We start from the raw sequence: 20,759 nt of genomic DNA, 5'->3' as shown, positions 1-20,759 counted from the left end.
GGCGCGATGGTTATGCGGGTTCGGGTTGCAGCAGCAGCCGCTCGATCACGCGCCGTGCGCGATTGGGCCCCGCGTCGACGTGAATGTCGATCTGGCGGCCGCCCGGAAACCGCCTCTGATTCCGGTATTGCGCTTCGATCACGGTCTTGTCCTCGTCGAACGTCGCCGCGGATTGCGCGATGACCGTTTGCGCGACGCGTTCGACATCGTGTTGCGGATTGGTCGCGACGGTCCAGAAGTAGTGCGTCGTGGTGTCCGTCTCGGGCGTGATGCCGTGGAAGCCGCGCATGTGAAAGCCGCCGCGCGCCGGATCGAGCAGGTCGCCGGTTCCGGCGTCCATCGCGCCGGTCCAGATCCGGATGTGCGACACGTGGAATTCGATTTCCTGCCAGCGATCGACGCGGCCCTCGAACGGCCATGCGGCGGTGTAGGTCGGCGGCGGGTCGGAATCCGGCATCCGGCGGACCAGCGTCACCGTATCGCCGTCGGTGCTGACGCGGGTTTCCGCGCCCATGTGCAGCGGCGCGTTGCCGCCGATCGTTTTCAGGTGGACATAGCCGAGGTGGCTCAGGTCCATCAGGTTGTCGTGAATCAGCTGATACGGTGCGTCGTAATGGTAGTTGCCGCCGCCGAACCGATAGTGCGGATCCGTGTGGAACGCATAGCGCGGCGGCGCGCAGGTCGGTCGGGCGTGCGCGTCGGCGCCGATCCAGATCCACACGATGGCATCCTGTTCCTGCACCGGATACGACGATACGCACGCCTTCGCCGGAATCCGGTCCTGGCCGGGAATCTCCACGCATGTACCGCCGCGGTCGAACAGCAGGCCGTGGTAGCCGCAGCGCAGGCCGCGCGCTTCGAGCGAGCCGCACGACAGCGGCAGCGACTTGTGGCAGCAGCGATCCTCCAGTGCGCCGACTTCCCCTGACGGCAGCCGGAACAGGACGACCGGGCGGCCGAGCAGGGTGCGGGCGACGGGTTTGTCCGTCAGTTCGGATGACAGCGCGGCGACCCACCATCGGTCGATCGGAAATTTAGTAGTATTGATCGGTGGTCGGGCATCTTGCTCCATTGATCGTCTCCAGTATTGTGGTTGGCCGCCGCGTGTCGGGCGGTCCGTCTACAGGTCGAGCACCAGCAGGTCGGTTCGCGATCGCGAACAGCACGGCATGAACTGATCGCCGGCCGCTTGTTCCGCTTCCGTCAGGTACGAATCGCGATGATCGGGCTCGCCTTGCAGCACGCGCGTCACGCAGGTGCCGCATACGCCTTGCTCGCACGACGTCAGTACGTCGACGCCGTGGGCCGCCAGCGCCGCGATGACCGTGCATGCGGCCGGCACGTCGATCACCTTGCCGCTGCTCGCGATCCGGACCTGGAACGCGCGATCCGCGCCGGACGACGCAACGGCGCCGCCGAAGAACTCGTAGTGCAGCCGCGCGTCGGCCCAGTTGCGCTCGCGCGCTGCGTTCAGCACCGCATCCATGAAGCCGCGCGGGCCGCATACGTACAGGTGCGTGCCGTCGGGCGCGGCGGCGAGCACGGCGGCCAGGTCGAAGCGTTGCGCGGGAGCGCCGTCGTCGACATGGAAGCGGGCGCGGTCATGAAACCCGGCTGCGCCGATCCGCTCGACGAAGGCCATGCGGTCGGTCGAACGCGCGCAGTAGTGCATGTCGAACGGCATGCCGGACGAGAACAGCCGTTCCGCCATGCAGAGAATCGGCGTGACGCCGATCCCGCCCGCAAGCAACAGGTGGTGCGGTGCGTCGGGGGCGAGCGGGAATTGATTGCGCGGCATGCCGATCCGCACGAGGTCGCCTTGCCGGATTTCGTCGTGCATGGCGCGCGACCCGCCGCGGCCCTCGGCATCGCGCAGCACCGCGATCCGATAACGATCGCGTTGCTCCGGGTGATTGCACAGCGAGTACTGGCGCACGAGCCCGCCCGGCAAATGCACGTCGATATGGGCGCCGGCGTCGAAGCTCGGCAACGGCGAACCGTCGTCGCTGACGAATTCGAAGCCGCAGATGTCGCGCGCTTCCTGCCACTTGCGGGCCACCCGGACCGTCAGCGTCGCGGCGCTCATGACGCCTCCTTGATGTGCGCGAGCGGAATCACGGGCCGCTGCGGATTCGACGCGTTTTCGTCGGCGAGCAGCCGTTCGATCACCTTGCGCGACAGCACGCCGCCCGCGTCGATGTTGAGCTTGAGCAGCTTGCGGTCCGGCCACTTCTCGAGGTTGAGCTGCTGGCGCTCGAGCATCTCGAGATCCTCGGCGAAGATCTTGCCCTGGCCTTCGCGGATCTCGGCGGTCAGCGCGCGATCGTCGGGCCGGAAGTTGCGCGCCATCCCCCAGAAGTACCAGATCGAGGTGTCCGTCTCGGGCGTGATGAAGTCGACCACGATCGACGACGCCTTCAGGGCGGCCGGCGCGTCGTAGCCGCCGTGGCCCGCATGCGCGACGCCCACTTCGATCATCACGTGGCTCGGTGGCGTGAAGCGGCAGATCTGCCAGCGGTCGACCGGCACGTCGTCGGCGAGGCCGTTGCCGCGCAGCGCCATCTGCCAGAACGGCGGCGGCATCACGTTCTCCATGAAGCGGCTCGTGACGACTTCGTCGCCGTGGCTGGCCGTCTTCGGCGGCGCTTCGTCGATTTCCTTCTGGCCGATGCTCGTCGCATGCACGTAGGTCTCGTGCGTGAGGTCCATCAGGTTGTCGATCATCAGCCGGTAGTCGCAACGGATGTGATACAGGCCGCCGCCGTGCGCCCAGGCCGGATCTTCGGCCCACGGCAGCACGGGCAGCTTGCCGGGATCGGCTGCGGACGCATCGCCCGGCCAGACCCAGACGAATCCGTACCGCTCCACCACCGGGAAGCTGCGTATCGGCGGGAATCCGCCGACGCGCTGGCCCGGCATGCCGGCTGTCTTGCCGTTGCAGCCCATTTCCAGCCCGTGATAGCCGCACACGAGCACGCCGTCGCGCACGAATCCCAGCGACAGCGGCGCGCCGCGGTGCGGGCAGAAATCCTCGAGCGCGGCGATCTGGCCGTCCGCCCCGCGGTAGAACACCATCGATTCATTGCAGATCCTGCGGCCCAGCGGCTTGCCGTCGATTTCATCGGGCGTGCAGGCCACATACCAAGCGTTCTTGAGAAACACGTTCATCGTCTCCTTCGGGGCGGTGCCGCTGGTACGCGGCAGTTCTTCATTCCGTGTACTGAATGAGATTCAGTGTACTCATTGAGATTGGCAGGGGCAAGGCGGGCGGTATACTGGTTTTCCCGGGAAATGGCGCGAGGCAGCGCCATGCCGCGAGCGCACGCAACGGCGTGCGCCGCCTATGTCATCGACTCATTCATGGAAAAAACGAATCCCGCCGACGTGCCGGCTTTCCCGCTCGATCTGTATGACGAACCCGGGCACCTGATCCGGCGCGCACACCAGATCGCGGTTGCGATGTTCTACGAGAAGCTGGGCCGGGACGTGACGCCGGTGCAGTACGCGGTCCTGAGGATGCTGTACGAGTGTCCGGGGCTCGATCAGGTGACGCTCGCGCAGCGGGTGGCGCTCGACACGTCGACGACCGCGGACCTCGCGGTGCGGCTCGAAGCGAAAGGATTGATCGTTCGCGAAGTGCTGCCGCGGCGTCAGCGGCGCTTGCTGCTGACGCCGGCGGGCGTCGAACTGCTTACGCACCTGATTCCGTCGGTGAAGGAACTGCGTGCCGGCCTGTTCGACGGCATGGGCGAGGACGATTCGCAGGAACTGATGCGGCTGTTGCGCAAGTTCGTCCATTTGAACAACGAGCAGAGCCGCGCGCCGCTGCGGGTCGGCGAGGAGTCGTAGCGGCTGATTTCCGCGCGATGGAAGAGGAGATGCGGCAAGGCGGCGGGCGCTTCGCGCCGCCTGCCTGCATTACGGGCGTGACGCTTGCCCTTCCAGTCGCCGCACCGCTTCCGCGACTTCGTTCCTGAAGCGCACGAGCGCCGCCTGTTCCGGCGCGGGCGGCTGCACGGCGGCCCACAGCATGTCGACCAGCTGCGTGGCCGTCGTTTCCGTATCGAGCTTGCGGTGCCCGAGGATCGCATCCCACAGCACGTGCTCGATCGGCCCGAACACCATCGAGCGCAGCAGGCTCAGCGGCAGGTCCGCGCGGACCTGCCCGGCCGCCTGGCCGCGCGCGAGCACGTCCATCAGCGGCGCCGTGTAGCGGCGCTGAAGCGCGGTGAGCTCGTCGCTCAGTGCGTGCTGTTTCGCGCGGCCTTCCGACAGCACCAGCGCGCACAGCCCCGTGCCGTTCACGAGCATCAGCCGCAGGTGGGTGCGCACGATGAACGCGAACTGCTGCTGCACCGACGCATCCTGCGGCATCCCGTGCTCGAACGCGGCGATGATTTCGTCGTACCAATCCGCGATGACGCGCGCGCACAGCTCGCGCTTGCCGCGGAAATAGCTGAACACCGTCGCTTCCGACACGCCCACGCGCTGCGCGATCTCGGCGGCCGTCGCGTGCTCGTAACCTTTTTCGGCAAACACTTCACGACCGGCGCGCAGGATGTCCTGCACGCGCTGCTGGGATTTGCGCCCGGCGGGGGCGCGCGGCGTGTCGGCGCGGTCGGCTTTGACGGTGGCGGTCATGGTGTCGGCGGTAGCGGCTGTCATGTCCGCATGATATCTGAGTGTCACTCAAAAAACTATTGACGCCGAACCCGACGAGGCGCGAAACTGTGCAAAATTTCCGCTGTATTGGTCAATGAATCGACGCATTCATTCGATTTGAGCGAAACTCAGAAATCGGTGCATGCGACACACTTTCTGGAGACGGAGGAGACATGATCAACCTGCCCGGCGTGCAATTCATGCTCGGTGAAGACATCGAGATGCTGCGCGATGCCGTCGCGACGTTCGCGGCGAAGGAAATCGCGCCGCGCGCGGCGGAAGTCGACCGCACCGACCAGTTTCCGATGGATCTGTGGAAGAAGTTCGGCGATCTCGGCGTGCTCGGCATGACGGTCGCCGAGGAATACGGCGGCTCGAACATGGGCTACACCGCGCACATGGTCGCGATGGAGGAGATCTCGCGCGCATCGGCGTCGATCGGCCTGTCGTACGGCGCGCACTCGAACCTGTGCGTGAACCAGATCCACCGCAACGGCACCGAGGCTCAGAAGCAGAAATACCTGCCGAAGCTCGTGTCGGGCGAACACATCGGTGCGCTCGCGATGAGCGAGCCGAACGCCGGCTCCGACGTCGTCAGCATGAAGCTGCGCGCCGACAAGCGCGGCGATCGCTACGTGCTGAACGGCACGAAGATGTGGATCACCAACGGCCCCGATTGCGACACGCTCGTCGTCTACGCGAAGACGGACGTCGAAGCGAATTCGCGCGGCATCACCGCGTTCATCGTCGAGAAGGGGATGAAGGGCTTCTCGGTCGCGCAGAAGCTCGACAAGCTCGGCATGCGCGGCTCGCACACGGGCGAGCTGGTGTTCCAGGACGTCGAGGTGCCGGAAGAGAACATCCTCGGCCAGCTCAACGGCGGCGTGAAGGTGCTGATGAGCGGCCTCGACTACGAGCGCGCGGTGCTGTCGGGCGGCCCGACGGGCATCATGGCCGCGTGCCTCGATGCGGTCGTGCCGTATATCCACGACCGCAAGCAGTTCGGCCAGGCGATCGGCGAATTCCAGCTGATCCAGGGCAAGGTCGCCGACATGTACACCACGTTCCAGGCATGCCGCGCGTACCTGTACGCAGTCGGCCGCCATCTCGACTCGGCGGGCAGCGACCACATCCGCCAGGTGCGCAAGGATTGCGCGGGCGTAATCCTCTATACGGCCGAGAAGGCGACGTGGATGGCCGGCGAGGCGATCCAGATCCTCGGCGGCAACGGCTATATCAACGAATACCCGGTCGGCCGGCTGTGGCGCGATGCGAAGCTCTATGAAATCGGCGCCGGCACGAGCGAGATCCGCCGGATGCTGATCGGCCGCGAGCTGTTCGCGGAAACGATGTAACGCCCCACGATACGCGAACGGAGCCCCGTCGATGCCGATCATCGAATCCAGACTGAACCCGCGTTCGGAAGACTTCCGCGCGAACGCCGCGGCGCTCGAGGCGGTCGTCGCCGACCTGCGCGCGAAGATCGAACAGCTTGCGCAAGGCGGCGGCCAGGCCGCGCGCGACAAGCACCTGTCGCGCGGCAAGCTGCTGCCGCGCGACCGCATCGCGCAACTGCTCGATCCGGGCGCGCCGTTCCTCGAGCTGTCGCAGCTCGCGGCGAACGGCATGTACAACGACGACGCGCCGGGTGCGGGCGTCATCACCGGGATCGGCCGGATCGCGGGCCGCGAGTGCGTGATCGTGTGCAACGACGCGACGGTCAAGGGCGGTACCTACTACCCGGTCACGGTGAAGAAGCACGTGCGCGCGCAGGAAATCGCCGCGGAAAACCGGTTGCCGTGCGTGTACCTCGTCGATTCGGGCGGCGCCAACCTGCCGAACCAGGACGACGTATTCCCCGATCGCGATCACTTCGGCCGCATCTTCTTCAACCAGGCGACGATGTCGGCGGCGGGTATCGCGCAGATCGCCGTCGTGATGGGCTCGTGCACGGCGGGCGGCGCGTACGTGCCGGCGATGAGCGACGAGTCGATCATCGTGAAGGACCAGGGCACGATTTTCCTCGGCGGGCCGCCGCTCGTGAAAGCCGCGACCGGCGAGGAAGTGAGCGCCGAGGATCTCGGCGGCGGCGACGTGCACACGCGCCTGTCGGGCGTGGCCGACCATCTCGCGCAGAACGACGCGCATGCGCTGTCGATTGCGCGCAACATCGTCGATCATCTCGCACCGAAGATCGCGTCGCCGGTGGCGCTGCGCGAGCCGAAGCTGCCGCGCTACGACGCGAAGAGCCTGTACGGCGTGATTCCGGTCGATACGCGCAAGCCGTTCGACGTGCGCGAGGTGATCGCGCGCATCGTCGACGATTCCGAGTTCGACGAATTCAAGGCGCGCTACGGCACGACGCTCGTCACGGGCTTCGCGCACATCTGGGGCCATCCGGTCGGGATCGTCGCGAACAACGGCATCCTGTTTTCCGAATCGGCCGTGAAGGGTGCGCATTTCATCGAGCTGTGCTGCCAGCGCAAGATCCCGCTCGTGTTCCTGCAGAACATCACGGGCTTCATGGTCGGGCGCAAGTACGAGAACGAAGGCATCGCGCGGCATGGCGCGAAGATGGTCACGGCCGTGTCGAACGCGAAGGTGCCGAAGTTCACGGTGATCATCGGCGGCTCGTTCGGTGCCGGCAACTACGGGATGTGCGGCCGCGCATTCGGGCCGCGCTTCCTGTGGATGTGGCCGAACGCGCGGATTTCGGTGATGGGCGGCGAGCAGGCCGCGTCGGTGCTCGCGACCGTGCGCCGCGACGGTATCGAGGCGAAGGGCGGTTCGTGGTCGACCGACGAAGAGGAAGCATTCAAGCAGCCGATCCGCGACCAGTACGAGCGCCAGGGGCATCCGTATTATGCGAGCGCGCGGCTGTGGGACGACGGCGTGATCGATCCCGCGCAGACGCGCGACGTGCTCGGGCTCGGTCTTGCCGCGTCGATGAACGCGCCGATCGACGATACGCGCTTCGGCGTGTTCCGGATGTAACGAGCAAGGAGCGGACGATGCGATACGAAACCATCAAGGTCAACGAAGCAAACCGCGTGGCGACCGTCACGCTTGCGCGTCCCGACGTGCGCAACGCGTTCAACGAGACGACGATCGCCGAGCTGACCACCGCGTTCGAATGGCTCGATGCACACGAAGGCGTGCGCGCGATCGTGCTCGCGGCGGAAGGCACTGCCTTCTGCGCGGGCGCGGACCTGAACTGGATGAAGAAGATGGCCGGTTACTCGGACGACGAGAACCGTGCCGACGCGCGCAAGCTCGCGCGGATGCTCGAGGCGATCCATCGCTGCGGCAAGCCGGTGATCGCGCGCGTGCATGGCGACGCGTATGCGGGCGGCGTGGGCCTCGTCGCGGCGGCCGATATCGCGATTGCCGCCGACGGCGTGAAGTTCTGCCTGTCCGAAGCGCGGCTCGGGCTGATTCCCGCGACGATCGCGCCGTACGTCGTGCGTGCGATGGGCGAGCGCGCGGCGCGCCGTTACTTCACGACGGCCGAGGTGTTCGACAGCGCGCGCGCTGCGTCGCTCGGCTTCATTCACGACGCGGTGCCGGCCGACGCGCTCGACGAAACGGTCGCGAAGCTGGCCGCGACGCTCGTCGCGAACGGCCCCGACGCGGTGCGTGCGTGCAAGCGGCTCGTCGCCGATGTCGCCGGCCGCGCGCTCGACGCGACGCTGATCGACCAGACCGCCGACTGGATCGCGCGCACCCGCGCCGGCGCGGAAGCGCGCGAAGGGATCGCGGCCTTCCTCGAGAAACGCACGCCGTCGTGGCGTGAATGACGTCGTCGTGATCCACCCTTTCCGGACGAAACCGAAGCCATGTTCGACAAGATTCTGATCGCCAACCGCGGCGAAATCGCGTGCCGCGTCGCCGCGACGTGCAAACGTCTCGGGATCGCGAGCGTTGCCGTCTATTCCGACGCCGATGCGAACGCGAAGCACGTGGCCGCGTGCGACGAAGCCGTGCACATCGGCGGCTCGGCGGCCGCGGACAGCTATCTGCGCATCGAGCGCATCATCGAAGCCGCGCGCGCGACCGGCGCGCAGGCGATCCACCCCGGCTACGGCTTCCTGTCGGAGAACGAAGATTTCGCGCATGCGTGCGAAGCGGCCGGCATCGCGTTCATCGGGCCGCCGGTCGACGCGATCGCGGCGATGGGGTCGAAGGCCGCCGCGAAGGCGCTGATGCACGCGGCCGCCGTGCCGCTCGTGCCCGGCTATCACGGCGACGACCAGGACACGGCCTACCTGCATCGCGAAGCCGACGAGATCGGCTACCCGGTGCTGCTGAAGGCCAGCGCGGGCGGCGGCGGCAAGGGGATGCGCGTGGTCGAGCGCTCCGACGATTTCCCGGCGGCGCTCGCGTCGTGCCAGCGCGAGGCCGCGAGCAGCTTCGGCAACGACCGCGTGCTGATCGAGAAATACCTGACGCGCCCGCGCCACGTCGAGGTGCAGGTGTTCGGCGACACGCACGGCAATGCCGTGTACCTGTTCGACCGCGACTGCTCGGTGCAGCGCCGTCACCAGAAGGTGCTCGAGGAAGCGCCGGCGCCGGGCCTGCCCGACGACTTGCGCCGCGCGATGGGCGAGGCAGCGGTCGCGGCCGCGCGCGCGGTCCGTTATGTCGGCGCGGGCACCGTCGAATTCATCATGACGGGCGACGCGTTCTACTTCATGGAAATGAACACGCGTCTGCAGGTCGAGCATCCGGTCACCGAGATGGTCACCGGGCTCGATCTCGTCGAATGGCAACTGCGCGTCGCGTCCGGCGAGCCGCTGCCGCTGAAGCAGGACGAGCTGCGCGTGCAGGGCCACGCGCTCGAGGCGCGCCTTTACGCGGAGAACCCCGCGCGCGGCTTCCTGCCGTCCACGGGCACGCTGAAGCACCTGCGGCTGCCGGACGGCGTCGAGTTCGACATCGGCGCAGCGGTGCGTGTCGACAGCGGCGTGCGCGAAGGCGATGCGATCACGCCGTTCTACGATCCGATGATCGCGAAGCTGATCGTCCACGGCGCGGACCGCGCGGAAGCGCTGGGCCTGATGCTGCGCGCGCTGCGTGCATGCGAGGTGGTCGGCCTGCACACGAACGCCGCGTTCCTGCAGCGGATCGTCGCGTGCGAGCCGTTCGCGGCGGCCGATCTCGACACGGGCCTGATCGAGCGCAACCACGACGCGCTGTTCGCACCGCAACAGCCGCCGCGCGCGACGCTCGCGCTCGCTTGCGCGGCGCTGCTCGCGCGCGAACGCGGAGCGGCCGCACCGGGTGCGTCGCCGTGGGGCGCGCTGCCGGACTGGCGACTGAACGGCGGTTATCGCCGCACGCTCGAATGGCGCGCGGTCGATCGCGAAGCGGACGTGACGGTCGCATACGAAGACGACGGCGCCGTTGCGCGCATCGCGGCCGGCGACGCGGCCGCGCAGCCGTTCGCATGGACGCGCGGCGCTACGCCGCTCGATTTCGACGTGACGCTCGGCGGCGTGCGCAGCAGCGGCCGCGTGTATGCGGACGGCGACACGTTCCACGTGTTCACGCAGGGCGCGGCCGAGACGTTCGAATGGCGCAACCTGCTCGCGCATGCGGGCGATACCGAACAGGGCGGCGGGCGTTTGACGGCGCCGATGCCCGGCAAGGTGATCGCGGTGCTGGTCGAACCCGGCCAGAAGGTCGAAGCCGGTACGCCGCTGATCGTGATGGAAGCGATGAAGATGGAGCACACGATCGGCGCGCCGGGCGCGGGCGTCGTCGCGGAAGTGCTGTACGGCGTCGGCGACCAGGTCGCGGATGGCGCGCAACTGCTGATGATGGCGGAAGGCTGATCGAGGCTTTCGCCGTACGCGGGCCGGCGGCTGCCGGCCCGTGAAAACCGCTTCGCGAATCACCGCACGCAGGCGGTTGCGACAGGTGCTGCTTCGATTGCATCGGCACGCCGGCGCCGCACGAGGCTTTCGATCGCATTACGTTTTTCCGGCGAAACCCATACTTCCGTCGAACGCGCGGCCTGCTGCGCCACACTCTCCCTCCGCACGTCCATCTACACTCGACACTGTCGTGTAACAAGTCGAACATAGCATCTCGCCGTCGATATGACCGACGCGGATTCGCGTCCGCGTCACGTCATCACATCCACGGAGATACGTTATGCGAACGTCGGCCCTACGGCCTTTCGCGGTCGTCGGTCTGGTTGCGCTGATAGCACTCCTCAGCGCCTGCGGCGACGATCTGAATGCAGACCCCGCACCCGTCGCGCAGCAGAAGGCCGCCTGCGGCGGCGCCGCCGTCGCCACCGCGCAGATGCGCTGCCCGCCGGGTTTCACCGCGCCCGCATCCTCGCCCGCTTCCTGATACCGGTCGTTCCAACCAGAAATCCAATCAAGAGCAACCAGCATGGCCACCCATTCGCGACGCGATTTTCTGAAGTTCTCCGCCGGCCTCGCCGGCGCGACCGCCGCCACCGCACTGCTTCCCGAATCGATCCGCAAGGCGCTCGCGATCGAGCCGAATTCCGTGACGGGCACGATCCAGGATGTCCAGCACATCGTCGTGTTCATGCAGGAAAACCGCTCGTTCGACCACTACCTCGGGCACTTGAGCGGCGTGCGCGGCTACAACGACCGCTTTCCGGTCACGCTGCCGAACGGCAAGCCGGTGTGGTTCCAGCCGCGGCAGGAGGACAAGACGAGCGTGATCGCGCCGTTCCGCTACGACACGACCGACCCGGGCGTCAACGCGCAGTGCATCGGCGGCCTGCCGCATACGTGGGCGACGACGCACGGCGCGATCGACAACGGCCGCGCGGACCAGTGGGCGGTGCAGAAGTCCAACATGACGATGGGCTACCACGTCCGCGACGACATCCCGTTCCACTACGCGCTCGCGGATGCGTTCACCGTGTGCGACAACTACTTCTGCTCGATTCCGGGCAACACGCACCCGAACCGCATGTACCTGATGACGGGCATGGTCGATCCGCTCGGCACGGGCGGCGGCCCGCTGCTCGACAACACCGACTACATCGACAACCAGTTCGACAAGATCAAGTTGCCGCCCTTCAGCTGGAAGACCTACCCGGAGCGGCTCGAACAGGCCGGCATCTCGTGGCAGGTCTACCAGCAGGGCACCGGCTTCGACAACTTCACCGGCAACTACGGCACGAACATGCTGGCGTGCTTCGACAACTTCGTGAATGCGCCCGCCGGTTCGTCGCTGCAGACGCGCGGGATGAGCACGCGCCCGATCACGCAACTGAAGGCCGACGTGCAGGCGAATGCGCTGCCGCAGGTATCGTGGCTGCTGCCGCCGGCCGCGTATTCGGAACATCCGAAGTTCACGCCGCTGTACGGCGCCTACTACCTGTCGACGATCCTCGATGCGCTGACGTCCAATCCGGACGTGTGGAGCAAGACCGTGCTGCTCGTCATGTACGACGAGAACGACGGCTTCTTCGACCATGTCGTGCCGCCGCAGGCGCCGACGCTGCTGGGCTCCGGCATGAGCACCGTCGACGTGTCGCTCGAGCGGCACAACGTCGTGACCTCGACGCAGACCGGCACGTATACCGCCGACAACCTGCCGTACGGCCTTGGCCCGCGGGTGCCGATGTTCGTCGTGTCGCCGTGGTCGAAGGGGGGCTTCGTCTGCTCGCAGGTCTTCGATCACACGTCGGTGCTGCAATTCATCGAGAAGCGCTTCGGCGTGATGGAAACGAACATTTCGCCGTGGCGCCGCGCGATCTGCGGCGACCTGACGTCGGCGCTCGACTTCTCGAAATCGGATGCGACGTTGCCGACCTTGCCGAGCACGCAGGCGTATGTCGCGCAGGCGGACCTGCAATGCTCGCGTGCGTCGTCGCAGACCGCCCCGGCCAGCACCGCGCAGCAGGTCGTGACGGCGCAGGAGCCCGGCACGCGGCCGGCGCGCGCGCTGCCGTACGAACTGCACGTCACCGGCCAGCTCGGGGCGCAAGGCTACGCGCTGACGTTCGCGAATACCGGCACGCAAGGTGCGCACTTCTGGGTCTATACGGGCGACGCCACCGCGATGCCGCGCCGCTACACGGTCGAAGCGGGCAAGCAGTTGACCGATACGTGGGCGCTCGACGCGAACGGCAACTACGTGGTGAGCGTCTGGGGCCCGAACGGCTATTTCCGGCGCTTTGCGGGATCGGCGGCCGCGGACGCTGCCGCGAAGCCTGAAATCACCGCGTGCTACGACGCTGCGAACGGCGACGTCTACGTGACGTTCGCCAATGCGGGCAGCAGCGCGCTGACGGTCACGGCGACCGATGTCGCGTATGGCGGGGCGGCACGCACGCTGACGATTCCGGCGGGGCAGCGCGTCGAAGCGCACTGGGATCTGTCGTGCAGCAGCCACTGGTACGACCTGCAGTTCGCGGTTGCGGGGAATGCAGGCTGGACGCGCCGCATCGCGGGGCACGTCGAAACCGGCAAGGCCAGCATCACCGATCCGGCCGCGGTGGCGCCGACGATTACGCCGATCTGAGGGTAACCGGCACGTGCCGCCGGCCGGTTGCATCCGGCCGGCGCACGCGCTTGCGATGTCGATGTCGCGGTGCGGGCGTCAGCGCAGCAGCCCGTCGTCGTGCGCCATCATCAGCGCCCGCATCGCGGACCACATCCCGTAGTAATGCACGATGTAGCTGTCCGCGCGGCGAAACAGCCAGGGCGTGTTGAAGGTGACGAGGTCGGCCACGCCTTCGCCGTGCAACTGCCCGTCGCGCTCCATCGCACGAATGAAATGCAGCTGGTCGCCATCGCTGGCATAGACGCTCGACCTGTCCTGCAGCGCGGCGATCGTGGCCATCATGTCGCGCAGCATCGCGTCGTTGCGTTCGGTGCGGCGGAACGCCATCACGCCCGAGTTGAACGCCCACTGGCCGATATCCTGTGCGAGCAGCCAGTCGCGCCCTTCGAGCAGCGGCTCCAGCGCCTTCTGCTGGTCCGCGATCAGCACGTCGGCGTCGAGCCACACGACCCATTCATGGTGCTGCAGGTATGCGTGCAGCAGCCAGGGCTTGAACCAGTTGCCGGTCGCGTTCAGTCCGATCTCGGCGGGAATGTCGCGATGTACGTAGAACGTATAGCCGTGCGCGTCGCAATAGCGCCGGAAATTCCGCTCGGCGATGCGCGCATAGCTGCCGATGTTCGGCGTATAGAGCATCATCAGCGCAATCGAGCGGCCGGGATTGTAGGTGCTGCGCTCGGCGGATTCGTCCGGTGCATCGGCTGCGTCGTGATCGAACGAGAACATCGGCCGGCCGGCGGCACGGCATCGATTGACGTACGCGACTAGCGTGTCGCGAAACCGGGGCGTCGCGCCTTTCCGTTCGGGATCGTGCGGCGTGTCGTCGATGCTGATCGCGAACGTCGGTTCGCGGCTCCACATGGGATCGAGGTTGGGGCTGGCCGGCATGACCGGATACAGCCCGTCGATCTGCGTCATGTAGCGATGCGTGTCGAGATCCGCGAACAGCGCGGCCTCCGACGTCAGCCGCGGCTTGCTGCCGAGCTTGCACCGCTGCACGAGCCGCATCGCGATCGCGCGCACGGCCGCCGTGTTGCGCCAGACCTGCACGTCGACTTGCGGCAGCGGCGGCGCGAACGCGTCGACGAACAGCATGTCGCGCCCGGTCATCAGGCGATCCAGCGCGACGGGTTCGATGATCGCCGCGTCTTCGCTGAGCAGCAGCACGAGTTCGTCGGGCTGCGCGCCGCGCAGCACATGGAGCAGCGATTCGTAGCGATGCAGCGGCCGCAACGGCAGCGCCTGCGGCATCGCGGAGGCGTCGACGAATTCGTGACGATACCCGTGCGCCTGCGCGTACTGCCGGTGATTCTCGAGGCTCGCGGGCGCGTCGTGACTGAAATGGCTGAGGACGATCATCGTGCGCTCCGAAGCCCGGAAAGCGGGTGATGGCGAGTGATCCGCGCGGTTTTTTTCAGCGCGAAATCGCGGACGGGCACGCTTTCCCGTGCGGGCCACCCTTGTTCGTCATGGCGTGTCCGGAAGACTTGCGCGGCGTCGCGTTCCATTCTGTCAGTCTCTTTTCCAATAGCGTTGCTGCGAGGTCGTTTCTTGTCCGTTCCTGAATGCCGACAGTGCCGGACAACCCGGCGGCGCGGCTGGTCGCCGGAGTATCGCATAACCGAACTGGCGGCGAACGCCCCTGCCGTTCCTTGCTTCGGCAAGGGCGGTGTCGCTACAGCGGCGCAGGCGCGAATGGGTGAACGCGATGCGTTTCTTCTCGAGCATGGCGGCGACTTCTTGGTTGATATCGCGCAGAGGCTCGACGAAATACCGGTAGTGTGATTAGGGGCGACGGATTGTACGAACCGGTGCTGCGTGACGTCAGACGTGTCGTTTTGCAACAAGTACCAGCATTCCACTTTCTCTGCTAATTAATTTCTCAATAATTCTATTGAACTGGAAATCATTGCATGAGCGTTTGTCGCGAGAGATTTCGATGTTTCATTTCGGGTTGGAAATTACGAAATTTTAACGATTTGCAAACTTAATTTTGATGTTGCAGATTTAATTTGCAACTTTCGAAAATTTCGTATTTGTCTCATGGATTTTGTTATGAAGATTTGCTTAACTCGGGAAAATATGACGGCATCTTATTCCTGAGGTTGTAGCGAATGGGCGTGCCGATGTATGTAACCCGTCATGCAACGGTGGCCATGCGAACCATTCAGGATGTGCTCAAACACCCGAGCGCGATCGTTACCCAGTCTCTTCATCTCGAGATCGCGACGCTTGCCTCTCCGCTTTCCGTGTTCGAATTCACGCTCACGGAGGCGATGAACACGCCGTTTCTGGCCGACATCACGGTCACGTCTCCAGACAAGCATATCGATGGCGCGGCCTGCGTCGGGCGGCCGGCGATCTTCATGATCGACGAGCATGCTTCGGTGCCGTCCCTGCCGGGGTTGATCGACCCCGTGCGTCGCACCGCACGCACCGTGCACGGTATCGTCACGCAGTGGACGCGGATCAAGACCACGCGTGACGAGGCAACCTATCAACTGCATCTGAAGCCGCGCCTCGCGCTGCTCGAGTCGGTGCATGACTCGGCAGTGTTTCTCGACCGATCCTTGCGCGAGTTGCTCACCGACGCGATCGTCGACCGCAATCTGTTCCATTCCTTCGATGTCGAGTTCGAGCTGGAAGGGCTTGACGGGAAGTTCGAACAAACCGTGATGTACGAGGAGACGGTCGCGAACTTTATCGACCGGCATTGCCGGCGCGCCGGGGTCTACTACTACTTCAAACAGGCGAAGAAAGAAGACGGTCCGCAACGAGACACATTGGTGTTCGGCAATACAGCGCGAGGTTATGTGCGTGCGCTCGAAGTGCCGTTGCTGCCGCACTCTGGTCTGGTGAGTTGGCACGAGGCGATTCTGACGTTGGAAGCCACGCGTGCGCTGGTGCCGCAGACGGTACGCGAATGGGATCACAACTATCGCACTCCAGACGATCCGTTGCAGGTCGAATCGGTCGTGTCCGACGACGACCGCTCGGTCTATGGGAGCGTGAACCGCAGCATCGAGCACTTCCATTCGGTCGACGAGGGGCAGGCGCTGGCTGACGCGCGGCGTGACGAACTGCTCACGCGGCAGATGCGGCTCGCGGGCACGAGTAACGTGATTGGCATGATGCCCGGCATGGTGGTGCGGATCACCAATGACGTGGTGCCCGAAGCGCCACACGGGATCGTGATCACGAAGCTCGTCACGACCGGCAGTCGCAGCCAGTCGGTGATCAATACCTTCGAAGCGATCCCCGCGCACCAGACCTACCGGCCGGAGTATGTGCCCGAAAAGCACTGGCGATGGATCACCGGCATGCTGATCGGTGTGGTCGAGTCCGGCGATGACGAACCGTACGCGTGGATGGATGAACACGGGCGCTATCGCGTCAAGTTTCTGTTCACTCGGCACAGCGGCAAACGTGGCACGAACAGCATGCCGTTGCGCCTGCTGCGGACGTCTGCGTCGTATCAGGGTGGCTTGCACATCCCCTTGTTGCCAAGAACGGAGGTTCGCGTTGTCCCGACGCAAGGCAATTGCGATCGATTGCTGATTGCCGGGGCGGTTCATGACTACGCGCGCCGGGATCTGGTGCATGGCAAGGAGGGCTGGTATAGCCGTGCCGTGTTCCGTTCACCGTTGCTTGGCAACAAGCTGCGCTTCGAAGATTTGAAAAATCACGAGGGCATTCGGCTGGCGACGGTGTTCGGGCAGTCGTCGCTCAACTTGGGCTTCCTGGTCGACAGGGAGAAGAACAAGCGCGGTGAGGGCTTCGAACTGACCACGCAGCACTGGGGCACGGTGCGCGCGCCGAAGGGGCTGTTTTTCTCGGCGGACGCAGCAGCCGGGTCCGAGACGCCGCACCTCGATATGCCTGCCGCGATCGCGCAGCTCAAGGCAGCTTTGCAGCGCGTAACGGACCTTGCGGCAGCGACGACGCAGGCCAAGGCCGCCCCTGCGGACCGTGCGGCGCAGGCGGCACTGCTCGACGGGCTGAATCAGCTTCGCGACGCGGGGCTGCTTGCGAGCGCTCCCGGCGGCATGGCATTCGTGACACCGAAATCGACGCAGCACTCGGCGGGCGAGAACGTGATCGTCACCGCAGGCCAGGACATGGACGTGAGCATCGTCAAGCGCCTGCGCATGGTGGCGGGCGACCTGATATCGCTGTGCGCGCACAAGCTTGGCATCAAGATTTTCTCGAAAGGGAAAATCGAGTTGCAGGCACAAGGCGCCCCCATGGATCTCTTTTCCGACCAGCAATTGCACATGTCGAGCGCCAACGCGAACGTGCTCGTGAACGCCAAGACAAAGGCGATGGTGGCCAGCGGCGGCGCGTCAATGACCATCGAAAACGGCAGCATTGTCTTCAACTGTCCGGGTGAATTCCGTATCAAAGCGGCGTCGTTCAAGTTCGAAGGGCCAGGCCATACATCGGTCGACCTGCCACAACTGCCGGTAAGCGACTATCAGCCGAACACCCGATATAGCCACACGCATTAACGACCATGATCATCAGCCCTCCCTTTTTGCCGGAAGCAGGTCTCGCGGCCCCGACCGGGACGAACCCCGATCTGATGATGGACGCGGTGGACAAATTCGAATGCGCCCATGGTGTCTACCCGATCGCCTTCGATCGGCGCTGGCATTGTGGTGTGCATCTTCAGCCGAATACAAAGAGCAAGGTGTACGCGATCGCCGATGGTGAGGTCGTTGCCTACCGGGTGTGTCAGCATGGGGTTGACAGCGGCACGAGCCATACCGGCTTTGTGTTACTCAAACATACAACCGAGACTGGCGAAGGCCGCACGCTGACGTTCTATTCTCTCTACATGCATCTGCTGCCGTTGGTGGAATATGGGGAGCACAGTGCGGACTCTAAAGAGTTGCCTTACGAGTTCTTGCGCATGCCGACTGGCCCGGTGAGCAAGGGGCAGGTGACGCCGGCGGTCTCGGGGGAGGGCAAGAAGGTCCGGCGCAAGGACGTGCTTGGGTGGCTTGGAAAATATGAAGATATGCCGCATTTGCATTTCGAAATCTTCATGTTGCCGGAGGATTTCGACGCCTATTTTGGGCGCACGCAACTGGGTAACAGCACGCCTACCCCTCCCGCTCCTACTGAAACAGACTGGTGGGGGCATGCGTACTTCGTCATTCCAGCAGGCAGCACGTTTCGCCGTCTGCCTGAAAAGGCCGATGCCCGCAACAAATTACACGGAATCGCATTCAAGCCAGGTCACGAGGGCTCGAACACCCTGCCGTTGCTTGTCGAGACGTACTTCAGCCTCGGCTCGAAATACACCAATGTTTGGAGCTTGGCACAGGACGGCACCCGCGCGCTGCTCACGCCACAGCCCGTTGAGGAAAAGGACTACGAATACGATCTGTATAAGCGTGCCACAGCGCTTTATTCGTCATGTCCGAGCGATGGTTACGAACTGCTGCGTTTTGGTCGCATCCTGTCCACGGACAAAAAATTGGCTGCCGATGCATGCGTGACATGGATGCAAGTCAACTGGGCGGCGGACAGGGCTGGCTACATCGATATCAACGATTCGAATATTCACAAATTCTCCGACGCGGATTTCCTGTCCTTTATGGGCTGGCAGAAAATTAGCAACGGCAATACACCGTTCGGCAGCGACGGTCTATGCGATGTAGATGCGTTGAAAAAAATCGTCAAGGTCGCTGCAGAAGGTGAACAGCCAACGGTAGTGGTAAAAACGACCGAAAACCAGAAGGCAGCTGCGCTTTCGAACTATGTGAAATACAACGATCAGGTACGCCAGCAGTTGTACGGATTTGTCTGTAACGCGCCCAGCGAGTGGGACAGTACAAATAACGAGGAGCGCTACGCGAAGTTGCTTGATGAGGGGGGCTATTACCACGGCAATGACAAGGGCTACAACGATTTCATGAAGTATCTGAAGGAAGTTCAGTTTTGGAACAAGACAGGACTTCCGGCAGGGCAGAAGCTGTGGTTTTTCCATCCACTTGCGTTTATTCGGCACTTCAGAAAATCGGCATGGTTCAGCAAAGAGGAGTTCGCATTGCTTTACTCAGATAGTCACATGTCTGGCAATGCGAGTGCTATCCGGGAAAAATACAGAAAATCCTTGAATTTTTCTCTGCGAAAATACGGGCTGATGAGTTATCTGAAGCAGGCACATTTCTTAGGACAGGGGGCGGTGGAGTCCAATTTTCTCTGCACCATGCAGGAGTCGAGTATGGTGGGGAAAGTGACTGAAGTTGCGGTTTACGGGGTTCGCACAAATCCAATTTCGGTAAAATCTGAAAAGGACCTTGGGCATTGGTACGGTGAAATTCCCTCTGAGGATGATCCATACTTCAGACTGACCAAATACAATTCAAAAGGCGGCTTCATAGCGTCATCATATGATTGGAGATTTGGGAACTGTGATAGAGAGGATGCTCAAAAATTCCGTGGTCGCGGGTTTAAGCAGATTACATTTCGAAGTAATTACTCTGACTATTGGTTGTATCGAGGGTGGATTCATCAATCGAATTTTACTGCCTCGTGGTGGAGTGATCCTCAATATGGATCGAAAAATCGCGTGCTGATGAAAAAAATACCTGCCCGCATCGACAATCCTCAAATTATTGCCACGGAACCGGAAAATTGCTTGGATTCTGGAGCTTGGTATATAGCCTGCCTCAGGCCAAAAGTTGTCCGCGCTATCGATAAGGATAGTTTTTGTATACCGAAAACAGTGGCTGATTTCACGAAAGAGGAGCAGGTAATAAAGGATGTTACTAAGGGGATTAATGGAGAATTAAACGGGATTGATAAGAGAATCAAGTATACGCGCATGATCAAGGAGATCCTTCTTTGAAAGTAAAAATGTTCGCACTTATTGGTCTGCTAGCTGTCTCGGTTCAAGGGTACTGTCAGACTAATGGTGCCGTGAACACAGCGAAACCTTACAGCTTATCTGTGCGAACGATGGCTGGCGACCTTCATTGCCTAATCGACAAAAAACCCATAGACGCGACAGTCAGTTCAGATGGTGAGGCAATTATAGTTTCTGGTACTGACTACGTTCCTGTCGACGAGTTAAGTCATTGCAAGGCTGACACGCCGGTTCATGTTAGGCGTGCAGCCCCCCACGTCGGCTTCCTATCGGACATAAACATTAAATCGGGAATTTATGCATCAATGGTACCGGTTGCTGTTTCTCCTTTGAGTTTTGTGGCGGTTGTTGGGAGGATCGGAAGTGACAGGAATTTGGTTGAAATGCCAGGCTTCTATCGGAATACTGTAAGAAAGTCTAAATTGGGAGAGGAGGCATCTCCAGACATGAACCCCGTTATATCGCTTGATGGAAAATATATATCGCTAGATCGACATCAGTGCGGGACCGACTTGAAATTTGACGTCATTGAAATAAGAACGGGAAAGGTAGTGGAAATTGGCAGCAAAGCGTGTACAACATTGTTTAATTTTGGTAGGTAGTTACTTGTGGGTGTTGGTGGTTGTGGCGATTGGTTGGGTAAGATATTTTATCCTGTTTG

General features: G+C 63.3%; 16 protein-coding genes. 10 read left to right on the top strand and 6 right to left on the bottom strand.

The genetic code is table 11. The annotated features are described in order from the left end of the window. Window positions 1-10: 10 nt before the first annotated feature. The 3 genes from LXM88_RS27810 to LXM88_RS27800 are packed head-to-tail and all read right to left on the bottom strand — an operon-like array spanning window position 11 to window position 3,162. Entirely contained in the window at window positions 11-1,072 is a 1,062-nt protein-coding gene (locus LXM88_RS27810; RefSeq protein ID WP_262546109.1) for an aromatic ring-hydroxylating dioxygenase subunit alpha, read from the bottom strand. Window positions 1,073-1,120: 48 nt separating this feature from the next. Beyond that, window positions 1,121-2,086, bottom strand: a complete 966-nt coding sequence (locus LXM88_RS27805) for a PDR/VanB family oxidoreductase (RefSeq protein ID WP_262546107.1) — start codon at window positions 2,084-2,086, stop codon at window positions 1,121-1,123. Continuing rightward, window positions 2,083-3,162 (bottom strand): aromatic ring-hydroxylating dioxygenase subunit alpha, encoded by a 1,080-nt coding sequence (locus LXM88_RS27800; protein ID WP_262546949.1) that lies wholly within the window; start codon window positions 3,160-3,162, stop codon window positions 2,083-2,085. Before LXM88_RS27800 ends, LXM88_RS27805 begins: the two co-directional genes overlap by 4 nt. Before the next feature lie 198 nt (window positions 3,163-3,360). Between LXM88_RS27800 and LXM88_RS27795 the strand changes: the two genes are divergently transcribed. Then, window positions 3,361-3,849, top strand: a complete 489-nt coding sequence (locus LXM88_RS27795) for a MarR family winged helix-turn-helix transcriptional regulator (protein WP_262546105.1) — start codon at window positions 3,361-3,363, stop codon at window positions 3,847-3,849. 69 nt (window positions 3,850-3,918) lie between these two features. Here LXM88_RS27795 and LXM88_RS27790 read toward each other — a convergent pair whose 3' ends face one another. Then, entirely contained in the window at window positions 3,919-4,665 is a 747-nt protein-coding gene (locus tag LXM88_RS27790; protein WP_262546103.1) for a TetR/AcrR family transcriptional regulator, read from the bottom strand. Between the two features lie 170 nt (window positions 4,666-4,835). Here LXM88_RS27790 and LXM88_RS27785 point away from each other — a divergent pair, with 170 nt between their 5' ends. The 6 genes from LXM88_RS27785 to LXM88_RS27760 all read left to right on the top strand — a co-directional run bounded on the left by LXM88_RS27785 (window position 4,836) and on the right by LXM88_RS27760 (window position 13,179). Next, complete coding sequence (locus LXM88_RS27785; RefSeq protein WP_262546101.1) at window positions 4,836-6,017, top strand: isovaleryl-CoA dehydrogenase; 1,182 nt, start codon at window positions 4,836-4,838, stop codon at window positions 6,015-6,017. Between the two features lie 31 nt (window positions 6,018-6,048). Beyond that, the gene (locus tag LXM88_RS27780; protein WP_262546099.1) at window positions 6,049-7,656 is read left to right on the top strand and encodes a carboxyl transferase domain-containing protein; all 1,608 of its coding nucleotides are present in this window, start codon (window positions 6,049-6,051) and stop codon (window positions 7,654-7,656) included. A 17-nt stretch (window positions 7,657-7,673) separates the two neighbouring features. Further along, complete coding sequence (locus tag LXM88_RS27775; protein WP_262546073.1) at window positions 7,674-8,459, top strand: enoyl-CoA hydratase/isomerase family protein; 786 nt, start codon at window positions 7,674-7,676, stop codon at window positions 8,457-8,459. Window positions 8,460-8,498: 39 nt separating this feature from the next. Next, entirely contained in the window at window positions 8,499-10,496 is a 1,998-nt protein-coding gene (locus LXM88_RS27770) for an acetyl/propionyl/methylcrotonyl-CoA carboxylase subunit alpha (protein WP_262546070.1), read from the top strand. Window positions 10,497-10,818: 322 nt separating this feature from the next. Continuing rightward, a complete protein-coding gene (locus LXM88_RS27765) occupies window positions 10,819-11,022 on the top strand; it encodes a lipase chaperone (protein ID WP_047902437.1) in 204 nt (67 codons plus the stop codon). 42 nt (window positions 11,023-11,064) lie between these two features. Then, window positions 11,065-13,179, top strand: a complete 2,115-nt coding sequence (locus LXM88_RS27760; protein ID WP_262546067.1) for a phosphocholine-specific phospholipase C — start codon at window positions 11,065-11,067, stop codon at window positions 13,177-13,179. A gap of 78 nt (window positions 13,180-13,257) precedes the next feature. On the opposite strand, the gene LXM88_RS27755 is transcribed toward LXM88_RS27760, so the two are convergent. Then, window positions 13,258-14,580, bottom strand: a complete 1,323-nt coding sequence (locus LXM88_RS27755) for a galactosyl transferase GMA12/MNN10 domain protein (protein ID WP_262546064.1) — start codon at window positions 14,578-14,580, stop codon at window positions 13,258-13,260. Between the two features lie 153 nt (window positions 14,581-14,733). Continuing rightward, entirely contained in the window at window positions 14,734-14,949 is a 216-nt protein-coding gene (locus LXM88_RS27750; protein ID WP_262546061.1) for a hypothetical protein, read from the bottom strand. Between the two features lie 428 nt (window positions 14,950-15,377). Here LXM88_RS27750 and LXM88_RS27745 point away from each other — a divergent pair, with 428 nt between their 5' ends. From LXM88_RS27745 to LXM88_RS27735, 3 genes are all read left to right on the top strand, one after another. Then, on the top strand, window positions 15,378-17,729 hold the full coding sequence (locus LXM88_RS27745; RefSeq protein WP_262546947.1) for a type VI secretion system Vgr family protein: 2,352 nt from the start codon (window positions 15,378-15,380) through the stop codon (window positions 17,727-17,729). A 5-nt stretch (window positions 17,730-17,734) separates the two neighbouring features. Next, entirely contained in the window at window positions 17,735-20,080 is a 2,346-nt protein-coding gene (locus LXM88_RS27740) for a M23 family metallopeptidase (protein ID WP_262546059.1), read from the top strand. 110 nt (window positions 20,081-20,190) lie between these two features. Further along, the gene (locus LXM88_RS27735) at window positions 20,191-20,700 is read left to right on the top strand and encodes a hypothetical protein (protein ID WP_262546057.1); all 510 of its coding nucleotides are present in this window, start codon (window positions 20,191-20,193) and stop codon (window positions 20,698-20,700) included. Window positions 20,701-20,759: the final 59 nt, after the last annotated feature.

This window comes from Burkholderia sp. S-53, from assembly GCF_025560745.1.
Lineage (GTDB): Bacteria > Pseudomonadota > Gammaproteobacteria > Burkholderiales > Burkholderiaceae > Burkholderia > Burkholderia pyrrocinia.
This window is presented reverse-complemented; position numbering and strand designations above follow the sequence as displayed.

Excerpts from the sequence above, each read along its gene's own strand:
- LXM88_RS27770 (WP_262546070.1), top strand. The coding sequence starts at position 8,499 with ATGTTCGACAAGATTCTGATCGCCAACCGCGGCGAAATCGCGTGCCGC.
- LXM88_RS27760 (WP_262546067.1), top strand. The coding sequence starts at position 11,065 with ATGGCCACCCATTCGCGACGCGATTTTCTGAAGTTCTCCGCCGGCCTC.
- LXM88_RS27795 (WP_262546105.1), top strand. The coding sequence starts at position 3,361 with ATGGAAAAAACGAATCCCGCCGACGTGCCGGCTTTCCCGCTCGATCTG.
- LXM88_RS27735 (WP_262546057.1), top strand. The coding sequence starts at position 20,191 with ATGGCTGGCGACCTTCATTGCCTAATCGACAAAAAACCCATAGACGCG.
- LXM88_RS27750 (WP_262546061.1), bottom strand. The coding sequence starts at position 14,949 with ATGCTCGAGAAGAAACGCATCGCGTTCACCCATTCGCGCCTGCGCCGC.
- LXM88_RS27785 (WP_262546101.1), top strand. The coding sequence starts at position 4,836 with ATGATCAACCTGCCCGGCGTGCAATTCATGCTCGGTGAAGACATCGAG.
- LXM88_RS27810 (WP_262546109.1), bottom strand. The coding sequence starts at position 1,072 with ATGGAGCAAGATGCCCGACCACCGATCAATACTACTAAATTTCCGATC.
- LXM88_RS27780 (WP_262546099.1), top strand. The coding sequence starts at position 6,049 with ATGCCGATCATCGAATCCAGACTGAACCCGCGTTCGGAAGACTTCCGC.
- LXM88_RS27790 (WP_262546103.1), bottom strand. The coding sequence starts at position 4,665 with ATGACAGCCGCTACCGCCGACACCATGACCGCCACCGTCAAAGCCGAC.
- LXM88_RS27755 (WP_262546064.1), bottom strand. The coding sequence starts at position 14,580 with ATGATCGTCCTCAGCCATTTCAGTCACGACGCGCCCGCGAGCCTCGAG.
- LXM88_RS27740 (WP_262546059.1), top strand. The coding sequence starts at position 17,735 with ATGATCATCAGCCCTCCCTTTTTGCCGGAAGCAGGTCTCGCGGCCCCG.
- LXM88_RS27745 (WP_262546947.1), top strand. The coding sequence starts at position 15,378 with ATGCGAACCATTCAGGATGTGCTCAAACACCCGAGCGCGATCGTTACC.
- LXM88_RS27765 (WP_047902437.1), top strand. The coding sequence starts at position 10,819 with ATGCGAACGTCGGCCCTACGGCCTTTCGCGGTCGTCGGTCTGGTTGCG.
- LXM88_RS27805 (WP_262546107.1), bottom strand. The coding sequence starts at position 2,086 with ATGAGCGCCGCGACGCTGACGGTCCGGGTGGCCCGCAAGTGGCAGGAA.
- LXM88_RS27775 (WP_262546073.1), top strand. The coding sequence starts at position 7,674 with ATGCGATACGAAACCATCAAGGTCAACGAAGCAAACCGCGTGGCGACC.